General features: G+C 43.7%; 11 protein-coding genes. 8 read left to right on the plus strand and 3 right to left on the minus strand.

The features are described 5' to 3' along the window. Position 1 precedes the first annotated feature (1 nt). The 3 genes from gloA (at position 2) to rpmE (ending at position 1,948) form a co-directional block, all read left to right on the plus strand. Positions 2 to 403 carry a lactoylglutathione lyase gene (gene gloA / locus I6L24_RS09625; protein ID WP_004279741.1) on the plus strand — a complete coding sequence of 134 codons (402 nt, stop codon included), beginning with the start codon at positions 2 to 4 and terminating at the stop codon, positions 401 to 403. A gap of 144 nt (positions 404 to 547) precedes the next feature. After that, positions 548 to 1,528 carry a bile acid:sodium symporter family protein gene (locus tag I6L24_RS09630; RefSeq protein WP_004646546.1) on the plus strand — a complete coding sequence of 327 codons (981 nt, stop codon included), beginning with the start codon at positions 548 to 550 and terminating at the stop codon, positions 1,526 to 1,528. Between the two features lie 195 nt (positions 1,529 to 1,723). Further along, positions 1,724 to 1,948, plus strand: a complete 225-nt coding sequence (gene rpmE, locus I6L24_RS09635) for a 50S ribosomal protein L31 (RefSeq protein WP_004279743.1) — start codon at positions 1,724 to 1,726, stop codon at positions 1,946 to 1,948. A 100-nt stretch (positions 1,949 to 2,048) separates the two neighbouring features. On the opposite strand, the gene I6L24_RS09640 is transcribed toward rpmE, so the two are convergent. Genes I6L24_RS09640 through epmB form a run of 3 tightly spaced genes read right to left on the minus strand, consistent with a single transcriptional unit; the run spans position 2,049 to position 6,973 of the window. Continuing rightward, positions 2,049 to 4,214, minus strand: coding sequence for an EAL domain-containing protein (locus tag I6L24_RS09640; RefSeq protein WP_216985951.1), 2,166 nt, complete (start codon positions 4,212 to 4,214; stop codon positions 2,049 to 2,051). Next, positions 4,196 to 5,941, minus strand: a complete 1,746-nt coding sequence (locus tag I6L24_RS09645) for a hypothetical protein (RefSeq protein ID WP_005266934.1) — start codon at positions 5,939 to 5,941, stop codon at positions 4,196 to 4,198. Before I6L24_RS09645 ends, I6L24_RS09640 begins: the two co-directional genes overlap by 19 nt. 9 nt (positions 5,942 to 5,950) lie before the next feature. After that, positions 5,951 to 6,973, minus strand: coding sequence for an EF-P beta-lysylation protein EpmB (gene epmB / locus I6L24_RS09650; protein ID WP_005266932.1), 1,023 nt, complete (start codon positions 6,971 to 6,973; stop codon positions 5,951 to 5,953). 382 nt (positions 6,974 to 7,355) lie between these two features. Between epmB and efp the strand changes: the two genes are divergently transcribed. The 5 genes from efp to I6L24_RS09675 all read left to right on the plus strand — a co-directional run bounded on the left by efp (position 7,356) and on the right by I6L24_RS09675 (position 12,789). Then, entirely contained in the window at positions 7,356 to 7,925 is a 570-nt protein-coding gene (gene efp, locus I6L24_RS09655; protein ID WP_004279747.1) for an elongation factor P, read from the plus strand. Between the two features lie 171 nt (positions 7,926 to 8,096). After that, positions 8,097 to 10,196 carry a carbon starvation CstA family protein gene (locus I6L24_RS09660; RefSeq protein WP_004646549.1) on the plus strand — a complete coding sequence of 700 codons (2,100 nt, stop codon included), beginning with the start codon at positions 8,097 to 8,099 and terminating at the stop codon, positions 10,194 to 10,196. A gap of 7 nt (positions 10,197 to 10,203) precedes the next feature. Then, positions 10,204 to 10,509 carry a YbdD/YjiX family protein gene (locus I6L24_RS09665; RefSeq protein WP_171057013.1) on the plus strand — a complete coding sequence of 102 codons (306 nt, stop codon included), beginning with the start codon at positions 10,204 to 10,206 and terminating at the stop codon, positions 10,507 to 10,509. A gap of 399 nt (positions 10,510 to 10,908) precedes the next feature. Beyond that, entirely contained in the window at positions 10,909 to 11,871 is a 963-nt protein-coding gene (locus I6L24_RS09670; RefSeq protein WP_005266930.1) for an AAA family ATPase, read from the plus strand. A gap of 12 nt (positions 11,872 to 11,883) precedes the next feature. Further along, the gene (locus tag I6L24_RS09675; RefSeq protein ID WP_005262120.1) at positions 11,884 to 12,789 is read left to right on the plus strand and encodes a DUF58 domain-containing protein; all 906 of its coding nucleotides are present in this window, start codon (positions 11,884 to 11,886) and stop codon (positions 12,787 to 12,789) included.

Genomic DNA, 12,789 nt, shown 5'->3' on the forward strand with positions numbered 1-12,789 from the left:
TATGCGCATGCTGCATACCATGTTACGTGTAGGCAATTTAGAACAATCTCTCAAGTTCTATACTGAAGTACTTGGCATGACTTTGCTTCGTAAGCGTGATTACGAAGAAGGCCGTTTTACCCTGGCTTTTGTCGGTTATGGCGATGAAGAGAATCACACCGTACTGGAATTGACCCATAACTGGGATACAGACAGCTATGAACTGGGCAATGCTTATGGTCATATCGCGATTGCAGTTGATGATGCTTACAAGGCTTGCGAAGAGATTAAAGCGCGTGGCGGTAATGTGGTGCGTGAAGCCGGTCCGATGAAAGGTGGCGTGACTGTAATTGCATTTGTAGAAGATCCAGATGGCTACAAGATCGAGCTGATCCAGCAAGACAACAATGCACGTAATAACTAAGTGTGATGTAGCGAGATATATGAAATGCATTCATGTATAGATGAAAATATTACATCAATCTGAGTGCATAGCATGGGCCCGGCATCTGTTAAGATAGCCGGGCATTTTTATATCAAACAATAAAATCTGAGGGATTATAGAGATATGCTTAAGTTCTTGGCATTGGATCGGTTTACGATACTGTTGTTTGTGATGGTTTTGCTGGCCAGTGTGTTGCCAGTTTCGGGGAAGGCGGCTGAAGTCTTTGGCTGGGTGACGACAGGAGCGATCGCCATCCTGTTTTTCCTGCACGGCGCCAAACTGTCTCGTGAAGCTGTGGTGCAAGGCATTATGCACTGGAAATTGCATACTTTAGTTTTTGCGCTAACTTTTGCCCTGTTTCCGATTCTCGGGCTTTTGGCCAAGCCGATTTTATTACCCATGCTCGGACAGGAACTATATTGGGGTTTCCTGTTTATGTGTTTCCTGCCATCCACCGTGCAGTCCTCGATCGCCTTTACTTCAGTGGCTCATGGCAATGTCGCCGGGGCGGTATGTAGTGCCTCTTTTTCCAATCTGATCGGTATGTTTATTACCCCATTATTGGTGGCATTTTTTATTCTCGGTCAATCTGATCATGGTTTTGATCCGACTTCTTCGATTATCCAGATTACACTGCTGCTCTTGGTACCGTTTATTTTAGGACAGATTCTGCGTCCATGGATCTATCCGCAAATGATGAAAATGCCAAAAATCGTCAAGGTCTTCGATCAAGGCTCGATTTTACTGGTGGTGTATGGCGCTTTTAGTAGCGCCGTAGTGGCTGGTCTGTGGAATGAAGTGAGCCTGAGTACCTTGTTGCTGCTATTGCTGGCTTGCTCGGTGTTACTCACCATTGTGATGTTATTATCACTTTATATTCCACGCTGGCTGGGCTTCAGCCGCGCTGACCAGAAAACGGCATTCTTTTGTGGTTCTAAAAAAACCCTGGCCAGTGGAGTACCGATGGCGCAAATTTTATTTATTGGCCAGCCGCTGGGCATGATTGTCCTGCCGATCATGATTTTCCATCAGATTCAGTTGATGGTCTGCGGGATTATTGCCAATCTGTGGGCCAAAGAGGCTGGATCAGAAGCTGAAGAATAATTCGCATATTGAATTCGTTTCACGTATAATGACGCCCACTTGTTGTGCTTAGCTCTGACGGTATCCGTCTCGGTGGGCCAAAAGAATGGTCTGTTGTGGTGTTGATCTGCATGAACGATGTTCCTGCTTCCTCATTTGAGAGTGATCAATAGCGATGACAGCTAAACCTTCTTGAATCTAATGGAGTAATCGACGATGCGCGCCGATATTCACCCAAAATATGAAACTTTAGTTGCTACTTGTTCATGTGGTAACGTAATCGAAACTCGTTCAGCTCTTGGTAAAGAAACTCTTTATCTAGACGTATGTTCAGCTTGCCACCCATTCTACACTGGTAAGCAAAAGAACGTTGACACTGGCGGTCGTATCGACAAGTTCAAACAACGTTTTGCTGGTATGTCACGTTCTGTTAAACGTTAATACCCAAAATGAAAAAACGGGCTTTAAGCCCGTTTTTTTTGTGCCTGCAATTTAAAAAATTATCATTCGATTTCCTAAATGCGCAGGCTTGTACAAGATCTTAGTGATCTTGTACATCAATCAAATGATCGAGTTTTTTCTGGAAATAATTCCCCTGAATAAAGCGGGCATCCACGTTCCAGGCATTCGCGAACAGTGTCATATCATTTAATTCACGAATCAGAATGTTGAGTGGCTTGATTTCATTATAGCTGGTAATTTTTTCCTGTAGTTGCTCAATCTCGGTATCTTTATTGAGCATATTGGTTAAGTTTGAATGTAAGCTGACACCATCCAGTTCAAGTTCGCGCAGTAAATTTTGACTGTACATGGATTGACCAAAATCACGCAGTGCAATCAGTGCGCCATGTTCATACAGCACGCGTAGATATTTTTGTGCATCTTGTTGATTCAGTAAAATATCTTCTTCTGAGAATTGCAAGATTAGCGGATGCTTCACTTTACTGCGAATAATCGTAATCAGCTTGGAAATAAATTCCGGGAAGGTGCGGTCTTTAAATAGTACGGCACGGTTCAAATTGACAATTAAGCTTGCATCAGGATACTGGGTAATAAAGTTGTGTAGCTGTTTACTGGCTTCAACCAGAATCCAGCGATCCAGTTTAATGGACAGTTCATCATCTTCATGAAGTTCTAAAAGGCTAGAAATATCCTGCCATTTATTCTCAAAAATAAAGCCACTGGTCACTTCATAGGTATATAAACGCGTATCTTCTTTATCATAGAGTTGTTGATATTTTAAATGGATCTCCCCACGTTCCAGACATTCACTTAAGGCTTTCAAAATAGAAGGTGTAGCGCTAGGAATAGACGTGACTGCTGGACTGACGGCTGCCAATGTTGGGCTGGCAACTGGTGTTTCAGCAACACTGAAATCTATACTTGGCATTTCTACCGCAACCGGACTGCTCAGTGACGCAGGAATATCAAGTTTAAATTCAGGTACAGCTTCTGCTTGAGGTAAAGATGTCGAGAATGCTTGTCCAATCAGCGTATTGCATTGCATTTCATCTTGCAAACCCTGTTCAAGCATGACATAGCCCAAGCGCAAATTTAGAGGGAATGACTTTGGTCCCACTGTAATGAGTTGCGGTTTGCCTAAGGCATTTAAACTGATCAGTTTGGATTCAAGAATTGCTTTAGAGTCTGCCTGAAACAGACCGACAACGACATCATATTCCAGTTTAAACAGGGGAATATGGGTCTGTTCCTTGAGGAATTCTTTGACTGCATCAAAGTACCCATTAAAAGTGGCCCAGTCAGATTGTAGAACTTCCGGGTCATATGCACTTAAAGAGAAAGTGACTAAGGCATTCACCGGTGCAGACTGCTTGTTCAGTTCACGTTTAAGTGACTGAAAAACACTTGGTTTTCCAGGAGTTTTCTCGGAAAAAACCGTTTGAGATTGAGTATCAATGCTAATTTGTACCGCATCTTCTTCAGCCGTTGAAGGCAAGAATTCCAGTTTTAATGGATTAGATGCGGACACATGCGGATTCAGAGACTGGATCTCGACCCGACCTAAATCAAATTGACCCTGAGAAATCTTTTTGAAACGCGTTTTAAAATCATTCAAATCTGAAGGCTGGAGCAGATCCAGAAGCGGTAGGCCAATAATCTCATCTTCATTTTGCAAGCCAAACAGTTTCAGGTAGTCCGCATTGGCCTGAATATGAATCCCTTCCTGAATGGTGGCAACAGCACGGTTGCTGTCGTCTACTAAAGATTGTGCCTGAATTTGTGCTGTTTCCAGCTCAGTCATTAAATGTTGCTGAGACTGTGACAAACGGCTAAATGACAATGCTCGGACCAGTCCCACATAAAAGCGTTCCAGGTAGTCAAAATTGAGAATGTCATATACCCCTTTACGGATATATTGCGCATATTGTTCAGCCTGGTAATCATCCGGTTTAAGCAAAATCATCGGCAGATTAGGTTGCTGCGAAAGGCGCACCAAACTTAAGGCCTGTTCATATTTCAGGTCGTAGGCACGTCCAAAAATAATCAGATCCCAGTTGAAATTTAATTGTTTTTCAAAAGATTGCAGATCATCCAGCAGGACAGCATCCACCTGATAATCATGACTGGTCAGCAGATCACGGATTTGGTTATATCTAATTTGATTATCATCAATAATCAGTAAACGTGTTTCAGTACGTTTTAACTTTTTAGACAATAATGGATTTCTCACTTCAATGCTTCCCATAAATCATGATTTCTGCTTTCATTCATGTGCTGATCGATAAAGTTTTCGATCATCTCTTCTTCCTGATCATTGAGTAATTCATAATCAAAACGGATGAAACTCTGCGTAATCAGTTGTGCTTTGGTCAGATAGATTTTGATTTCTTCCTGACCGAGACGTAAATGAATGGTTTGTTTTTCCCTAAACATCTGTGAACCAGAGACAATCAAGCTGGTCGAGACCTGATCCAGTTGCGTCATTTTCACCAACAGGGCAGGCTGATAGTTGACATGATGACGTTCGGTACGGGTATAAGCTGCACAAGGAAAGAGCTCTTGTGCCAAAATTTCCAGCCCGATTTCCAGGCTCTTATCCGTTGACTGCTTGATCCAGCGAATCACACCGCCACGCCACTGACTCTGGGTTTTTTCCTGAACCAGAATGAATTCACCGGTTTTCAGGTTAGCCGGGGTAATACCAGTCCATTTAATCCGGTAACCATTGACACTGATATCCAGAACTTCAGCGCTATGGATCTGTTTGGTTTCTCGATCGAGCGCCTTGATGCTGCTAAAACTACTTGGAATGGCGTTTTCCATCGAGCTGACAAAACTGCTTTCGCTCTGGAAATTATAATTGGCCTCGAGTTCCAGAGTTTCGTTGAAGTTTTTACCTTTAGACAGGTAAAAATGCGCCACGCTTAAGCCAAAGCAGATATTGATCTGTGCTGAATATTCATAACGTTCATGACGACGCTCGACATTGTTCGAGAGCAGATTGTAGATATGAAAATGCAGTGCAGGGGTCAGGAACAGTTTTTCATTCCGCGACAGATACTGGGCATTTTTACTTTGAGTACCCGTTAAATGATCCATCAGATTCTGTGTGGAAATATAGAAGCTCGGCTGAAACTGTGGCTCTTGATGGGAATTAAAGATCGGCGGATGATCTTTGCTGGCATCGACCACATAACGGGACAGCGTGGTTTCCTTCGGCAGGATCTGTACCAGTTTGGCCCAGTCAAAACTGCATAGATACAGGCCCTGAATTTCTGCAGGCCGGATCTGATGAGTATTGAAGATATCCAGTAAAATCAGCTGTGCATAGGCATGTGCAATGTTCTGGATCTCATGCTGGGTACCTAATACCTGATTGATATTGCTTTGATAGAAATTATTGTCTATTGCACATTCAAGCAGTTGATGGGCAGCCAGCCATTGTCCCAGACCTGGCGTGCTATACAGCATATGCTGTTGATATAAAAGAAGTGTGAGTTGTTGCAGGGCATAATAAATCGATACCATCCGGGCAGTTTGAATGCTCTTCTTTTTGCCTAGAGAAAATAGCGAAAACTTCTGATGGGTCAGCTGATGATTACAGCGTTTGACGATATCGATATAAATTTTGGCAAAATGACTGCGCAGCAGCATAGCCAGCTCAATAATCTGGTCATTCCGGTCGGAAGTGATCAGGCCCTGATTGACGAAATGCTTTTCCAGACTGGTCAGGACATTTTCAAGGGTGGGATGCAAGACCTGAATCAGGTCAAAGCGCAGGGTTTCTGTACATTTCAGCTCAGAAACTTCCAATAAGGCATTAAACAGGGATTTGGATGAATTCCCTAGTTGTAGAATCGAAATCCCCGCAACCCATTCCTGCAAAGCCTTGGCAGTGGTTGGACAAAAGCTCAACTGCTCTCGTTTAAGTTCCGTCGGTGTCTGAAAAATGTCTGAAGTATGCGTGCTCATCTTTATTATTTAACTCAAAAATGTTGAAACCCCAAAAAGCGGTGTCTTATTCTTCTCGCCCGCTATTTCTCGAACCAGTTTAGGAACCAAATACCCCGGCAGGTTCGCTAAAACTTCTGTATAAATCTCATTAATATGGTCAGGCGCTAAATCAAAATGATGCGCACCTTTTACTTTATCAAGTACATGTAAATAATAAGGCATGACCCCGGCATCAAACAAGCGATAGCTTAAATCTACTAAAACCTGAGCAGAATCATTCACCCCGTTTAATAAAACCGCCTGATTCAGAACGGTGATCTGCTGTTGAACCAGTTGGTTTAAACGCTTGCAAGTGAAGTCATCCAGCTCCGATGCATGGTTTGAGTGTACCACCAGAATAATACGTAGCCTACTGTTTTTTAACATGCTAAGTAGCTCTTCGTCGACTCGGTTGGGGATCACAATAGGAACTCGTGAATGTATTCTTAAGAATTTGAGATGTGGTACTGATTCTAATCGTTCAATCCAGGTTTTTAATTTCCGGTTCGATAAGGTTAGTGGATCACCGCCACTCAGAATCACTTCATTAATATCAGGCTGGCTTTCCAGATATTGCTTGATATTTATCCAGTCTTCATTTTTAGGCAGATTTTCCTGATAGGGGAAATGCCGGCGGAAACAATAACGGCAATGTACAGCACAGGCACCAGTCAGTGTCAGCAAGAAACGGGATTTATATTTGTGCAGTACGCCGGGTTGCTGATTGGCCTGTTCTTCGCCCAAGGGGTCGGTAACAAATCCTGGATGTTCTTCCAGTTCCAAGTGATGGGGTAGCACTTGTAAAAGCAATGGGTCTAAAGGGTTTCCGACCTGCATTTTGCCGACAAAAGCACGCGGCACACGCAACTTAAACTGTTCAGAAGCTAAAATGGCACCTGAGAGCAGTTGCTCTGGTGCAAGTTGCAGTACTTCAAGCAGTTCGCGGGGATCAGTGAGCAGGTCGCTGAGCTGTGATTGCCAGTTTTGTTCTTGATATAAATAGTTCGTCATGCCGGAAGATTAACAATAATAAGTGAGAGGACAAAGCCTGATGGGCGCAGTTTAACAGTTTGTGCCGAAGCGCAATAATCCACTGCGCTGTAAAATAAAGAGCGATTCAGCTATGCTGATCTTGGTGCTCGCCTGATGGTATTTTAACGTTGAGCAAGACATGAATAAACAAAGGATTTTCATGTCTGATTGTAACTTAAACAGCCTGAGTGGGTGAAAGCGGATTTTTTCATTGCGGCAAAGTGTATTGCTCATTTAGAATACGCAACATCAAATGAATGTGCATGTGGCAACTCAATGTTCGTGTCAGACTTGCTAAATGACATCGCAACAGCCCATAGCATCAATAGATTAAAGTTAGTAAGTTTGGAGTGCGCCAGTCATGGCCTATTATTCTACGAATGATTTCAAGTCAGGCCTTAAGGTTATGCTTGATGGCAACCCATGTTCAATCATGGAAAACGAATACGTAAAACCAGGTAAAGGCCAAGCTTTTAACCGCGTAAAATTACGTAACCTTAAATCAGGTAAAGTTCTGGAAAAAACTTTCAAATCAGGCGAGAACCTAGAAGCGGCTGATATCGTTGAAGTAGAAATGGAATACTTGTACAACGATGGCGAAATGTGGAACTTCATGGATCCTGTTACCTTTGAACAGATCGCAGCTGATAAAACAGCAATGAGCGATGCTGCAAAATGGTTAAAAGACGATTCAAATGAAAAATGTACCATCATGTTGTTCAATGGCGTGCCTTTAAACGTGACTCCACCGAACTTCGTCGTACTTAAAATCGTTGAAACTGATCCAGGTGTTCGTGGTGATACTTCTGGCGGTGGCGGTAAGCCAGCGAAACTTGAAACAGGTGCTGTAGTACGTGTTCCATTATTCGTACAGCAAGAAGAAAGCGTTCGTGTAGATACCCGTACTGGTGACTATTTAGAACGTGCATAATGGTTTGAAAATAGACTATTATCGAGAGGGATGATTTAAATCATCCCTTTTTTTATGCCAAAGTCGTAGAGGAAAAGCAAAAGAACAGGCGTAAAGTCGCAAGGGAAAACAGCAGTACCTCGAACAACAACAATCACGCTGATTTGTATGCATCACAATATGAGGGATTGAATGGAAACTTTACAAAAGAAGTCGACGCTGACTTCGAAAATGATTTGGCTTTTGGTAGCCATTGTGGGTGCAGTCTCTTTCGGAGTTCTGGCACTGAGTCGGGGTGAGCATGTCAATGCAGTCTGGCTGGTACTTGCCGCCGCCTGTGTCTATAGCATTGCTTACCGTTTCTACAGTTTATTTATTGCCACCAAAGTATTTGAGCTGAATGAACGCCGTTTAACGCCTGCGCATCGTCTGGCCGATGGTCTGGACTATGTGCCGACCAATAAAAGCGTTCTATTTGGCCATCACTTTGCAGCGATTGCCGGTGCAGGTCCTTTAGTCGGTCCGATCCTGGCAGCGCAGATGGGCTATTTACCTGGGACGATCTGGCTACTGGTCGGTGTGGTGCTGGCAGGTGCGGTACAAGACTTCCTGGTACTGTTTATTTCCACCCGTCGTGACGGTCGATCACTTGGTGAGATGGCTAAGCAGGAACTCGGAACCTTTGCCGGTATTATCGTGATGCTCGGTGCCTTGGGCGTGATGATCATCATTCTGGCAGTATTGGCGCTAGTCGTTGTTAAAGCACTGACTAACAGTCCATGGGGTGTATTCAGTATTGCAGCCACCATTCCGATTGCGATCTTTATGGGCATCTACATGCGTTTTATCCGCCCGGGTAAAATTGCTGAAGTCTCGATTATTGGTTTTGTCTTGATGATGCTGGGCATTATCTACGGTGAAAACATCGCACAACATCCATATTGGGGGCCATTCTTTACACTTTCTGGCACTGAACTGACTTGGGCGCTGATCATTTATGGCTTCATTGCGTCGGTATTGCCAGTCTGGCTATTGCTTGCTCCACGTGATTATCTGTCGACCTTCCTGAAAATTGGCGTGATTGCAGGTTTGGCCGTGGGTATCCTGTTTGCCATGCCTGAAATGAAACTGCCAGCGATTACCAAATTCATTGATGGGACTGGTCCTGTATTCGCAGGTTCTATGTTCCCATTCCTGTTCATTACTATTGCGTGTGGTGCGATTTCCGGTTTCCATGCCTTGGTATCTTCGGGGACGACACCGAAACTGGTCAACAATGAACGCGATATCCGCATGATCGGTTACGGCGGTATGTTGATGGAATCTTTTGTGGCGATCATGGCCTTGATCTGTGCTGCAATTCTGGATCCAGGAATTTACTTTGCCATTAACTCACCAGCCGCATTACTCGGTACTACAGCCGAAAGTGCAGCAGAAGCAGTACGAACCCTTGGTTTTGTGGTAACGCCTGAAGCCTTGACCTTACTGGCACAAGAAGTCGGTGAAAACTCGATTTTGTCACGTACTGGTGGTGCGCCTACCTTTGCAATTGGTATGGCACATATCATCACTGAAATTTTCAACAGTCGTGAAATGATGGCATTCTGGTATCACTTTGCGATTCTGTTTGAAGCATTGTTTATCCTGACTGCTGTAGATGCTGGTACCCGTGCCTGTCGTTTCATGGTGCAGGATACCGTGGGTATCGTGATTCCTGCGGTGAAACAGTCGCATAACTTCTTCGGAAACCTATTGGGTACTGCGGTTGCAGTGGCAGGCTGGGGCTTCTTTGTGTATCAGGGCGTAGTCGATCCACTGGGCGGGATTAACAGCTTATGGCCACTGTTTGGTATTGGTAACCAGATTCTGGCTGCGATGGCACTCATTCTTGGTACCGTCATTCTGTTCAAGATGAAAAAACAGAAATATGTCTGGGTAACAATTATCCCAACAGTATTCCTGTTCATTACTTCCATGACAGCAGGCTGGCAGAAGATTTTCCATGAAAATCCAAAGATTGGTTTCCTTGCTCAAGCTGACCGTTTCAACACGGCAATTGCCAATAATGAAATCCTGGCGCCAGCGAAAACTATGGCTGAAATGCAGACGGTAGCGATGTCGAACCAGATCAATGCTGCACTTTGTGCTTTCTTCATGATTGTGGCTTTTGTGATGTTGTTCGCTGCGATTGGTGTGATTCGCCGTGCCTTGGCAAGTCCGGTACCGACCGTGCATGAGGCAGAAGCGATTTATCGTGATCCAGAAGAGATTCAGCCAGCGAAAGGTCATTAAGGAGAATATTATGAATCTGAAGTTTGCCAAAAGCGGGAAAACGATGATTTATAAAATCATCAAAATGACCGTGATGTCGCAGAAGGATTTGATCCTGAACCCGAAAAACTGGTCACGGATTGCAACCCTGTGGCAACGTTTGCAGCAAAGTTTCCGTTTGATGGTCGGTGTGCCAGATTATCAGACCTATGTGGAGCATATGCGCAAGCATCACCCGGATCTGGAACCCATGGATCCTAAGACTTTCTATCGCCATTGTGTAGATTCGCGTTATCCATCCGCGGGTAGTGGTATGAAGAAATGTCCATGTTAATGGTTAAGTAACAGCAAGCGCCTTTCGGGGGCGCTTTTTTTCTCTAAAAGAATAGGCCATCTAATAACCCTGATTGCATGAGTTGAGCTATTTCCAAAAAAAATTATAAAAATCGAAAAAATGATCTGGGTTTATATACCTTTTAAGTATGAATTTTTATTTATAAGTCTTTTCAAGAGACGGCAAAGTCCTATAAGTATTTTGATATTTGATTCAAAAACATCTTTTTCTGTAGCGGTCATTTTTATTTTCTAGATCTCATTTCTGTGTGTTCTATCTATTCCGGTATTTTCTAGTGAGTGTATTTATTCAGTTACACAGACAGATGATTGATCTTTTGGGAAAATTTAAATTTCAGTGTATGTTAATCTTAGGCCATGTTTTATTAAGGAAATTATTGTGATCTGGGGCATGAAACAAAAGGAAAATAACGACATTGCACACATCAATACTGTGCTTGAACAAAAAATTGCAAGTTATGCACCCAAGATCCAGCGTTTTTTTGAAGAAGTTAATGCCATTGTGTTGGATAAGCAGGCCCAGACCACACTGGCACTCTGTTGTTTGATTGCAGGCGGACATGTCTTATTTGAAGATTTACCCGGATTGGGTAAAACTACATTAGCCAGCAGTCTGGCACATCTGGCTGGGTTAAAGTTCCAGCGGATCCAATTTACCAATGACATGCTGGCCAGTGATGTCATCGGTATTAACATGTTTAACCAGAAAGAACATCAGTTCGAGTTTAAACAAGGCCCGATTTTTACTCAGATTTTACTGGCAGATGAAATCAACCGTTGTAGTCCCAAAACCCAAAGTGCCTTACTCGAAGCCATGGAAGAAGGCTATGCCACCATTGATGGCGTACGCTATGCCTTACCGAAACCTTTCTGGGTGATTGCGACACAAAACCCGCTATTCCAAAGTGGTACTTACGCTTTGCCGGAATCCCAGCTAGACCGTTTCCTGATGCGTTTATCTTTGGGGTATCCATCACGCCATGCAGAAAAACTGTTATTACAGCAGGAATCCCGTTTTGCCCTGATTGCAAGTCTGGCGCATATTTTTACCGAAGATGAAATTCTGGATCTGCAAAGTCTGACGCATCAGATATTTATCAGTGAAGCGATTCAGGAATATTTGCTTGATCTGGCAGAAGAAACCCGTAAAAACCGTCATGGACTTTCTACGCGTGGCCTTCTGGCCTTGAAGCGCGCAGCACAAGCGTATGCTTTGATTCAGCAACGTGCTTTTGTCACGCCGGATGATGTGCAGGCTGTATTTGTCGCGGTGACTTCGCATCGTCTGGGGTTGAGTGAAGCTGAAACTTTTAATGTCATACAACAGGTTGCGGTCAGCTAAAGGAGTCCTCTCTTGGATAAAACCTGGCAAAAATGGCTGGCCAAACGCTTTCAATTTTCACAGCAGAAACAGCTCTCGCAGAAAGATGTCTTGGTATTTATTTATCAACAGGGCTATCTGTATCTGGTCTTGATCTTCATCACCTTTGTGGCTGGGGTGAACTATGCCAATAACCTGATTTTAGGTTTCTGCTTTTTAATCAGTGCGGTGCTGTGTATCAGTTTTTATCTGACTTTTAAGCAATTGCATGACCTGAAAATTGAGTTGATCGCAGATGATGTGGGGCAGGTCGGTCATAGCCTGAATCTGCATCTTTATTTTCAACAACAGCAACTTCGCCCCCGTTATTTGTATATCAAAGCAGGGAATCAGCTAGCGAAAGTTTATCTGAATGCAGCAAAGCAGCAATTTATTCTGCCATTTTATGCAGAGCAACGTGGCAAGTTTGATTACCCGGTGATTCAGATTTATTCGGTTTATCCCTTTGGTTTAGTTCGAGCCTGGACCTATCTTTATCATCAGCATTCGGCTTGGATCGCGCCTAAAGCTGAGGTTTTTAGCACAGAAAATAAATATCATTTCAACCGTTTTGAACCGGATATGGATGAGTTTCGTGAATTGCGCAATTACCAGTCAGGCGATTCCTTGCAGGCGGTGTCCTGGAAGCAGTTTGCGCGTGGACAAGGCTTGTATATCAAAGTCTTTGAGCAATATCAGGATGAACACAGTATCGAGATTCATTATGCACATATGCCGAGTCAGTCACATGAAGAAAAACTTGAATTTGTGATGGGTCTGGTCGAGCAATGCGAACAGCAGCAATGTGCGTATAGTCTGCATTTGCCACAGGCCGAATTGCCTCAGGGCGCAGGTGAAGAACAACTGCGGAAAGCCAAACAATTGTTGGCGCAGGCCTAA

Origin of the sequence: Acinetobacter lwoffii, assembly GCF_019048525.1 — a bacterium.
Taxonomy (GTDB): Bacteria; Pseudomonadota; Gammaproteobacteria; order Pseudomonadales; family Moraxellaceae; genus Acinetobacter; species Acinetobacter lwoffii_K.

What these genes read in the sequence shown, in the direction of transcription:
- gloA (WP_004279741.1), top strand. Translation starts at nt 2, where the DNA reads ATGCGCATGCTGCATACCATGTTACGTGTAGGCAATTTAGAACAATCT.
- rpmE (WP_004279743.1), top strand. Translation starts at nt 1,724, where the DNA reads ATGCGCGCCGATATTCACCCAAAATATGAAACTTTAGTTGCTACTTGT.
- epmB (WP_005266932.1), bottom strand. Translation starts at nt 6,973, where the DNA reads ATGACGAACTATTTATATCAAGAACAAAACTGGCAATCACAGCTCAGC.
- efp (WP_004279747.1), top strand. Translation starts at nt 7,356, where the DNA reads ATGGCCTATTATTCTACGAATGATTTCAAGTCAGGCCTTAAGGTTATG.
- I6L24_RS09660 (WP_004646549.1), top strand. Translation starts at nt 8,097, where the DNA reads ATGGAAACTTTACAAAAGAAGTCGACGCTGACTTCGAAAATGATTTGG.
- I6L24_RS09645 (WP_005266934.1), bottom strand. Translation starts at nt 5,941, where the DNA reads ATGAGCACGCATACTTCAGACATTTTTCAGACACCGACGGAACTTAAA.
- I6L24_RS09630 (WP_004646546.1), top strand. Translation starts at nt 548, where the DNA reads ATGCTTAAGTTCTTGGCATTGGATCGGTTTACGATACTGTTGTTTGTG.
- I6L24_RS09640 (WP_216985951.1), bottom strand. Translation starts at nt 4,214, where the DNA reads ATGGGAAGCATTGAAGTGAGAAATCCATTATTGTCTAAAAAGTTAAAA.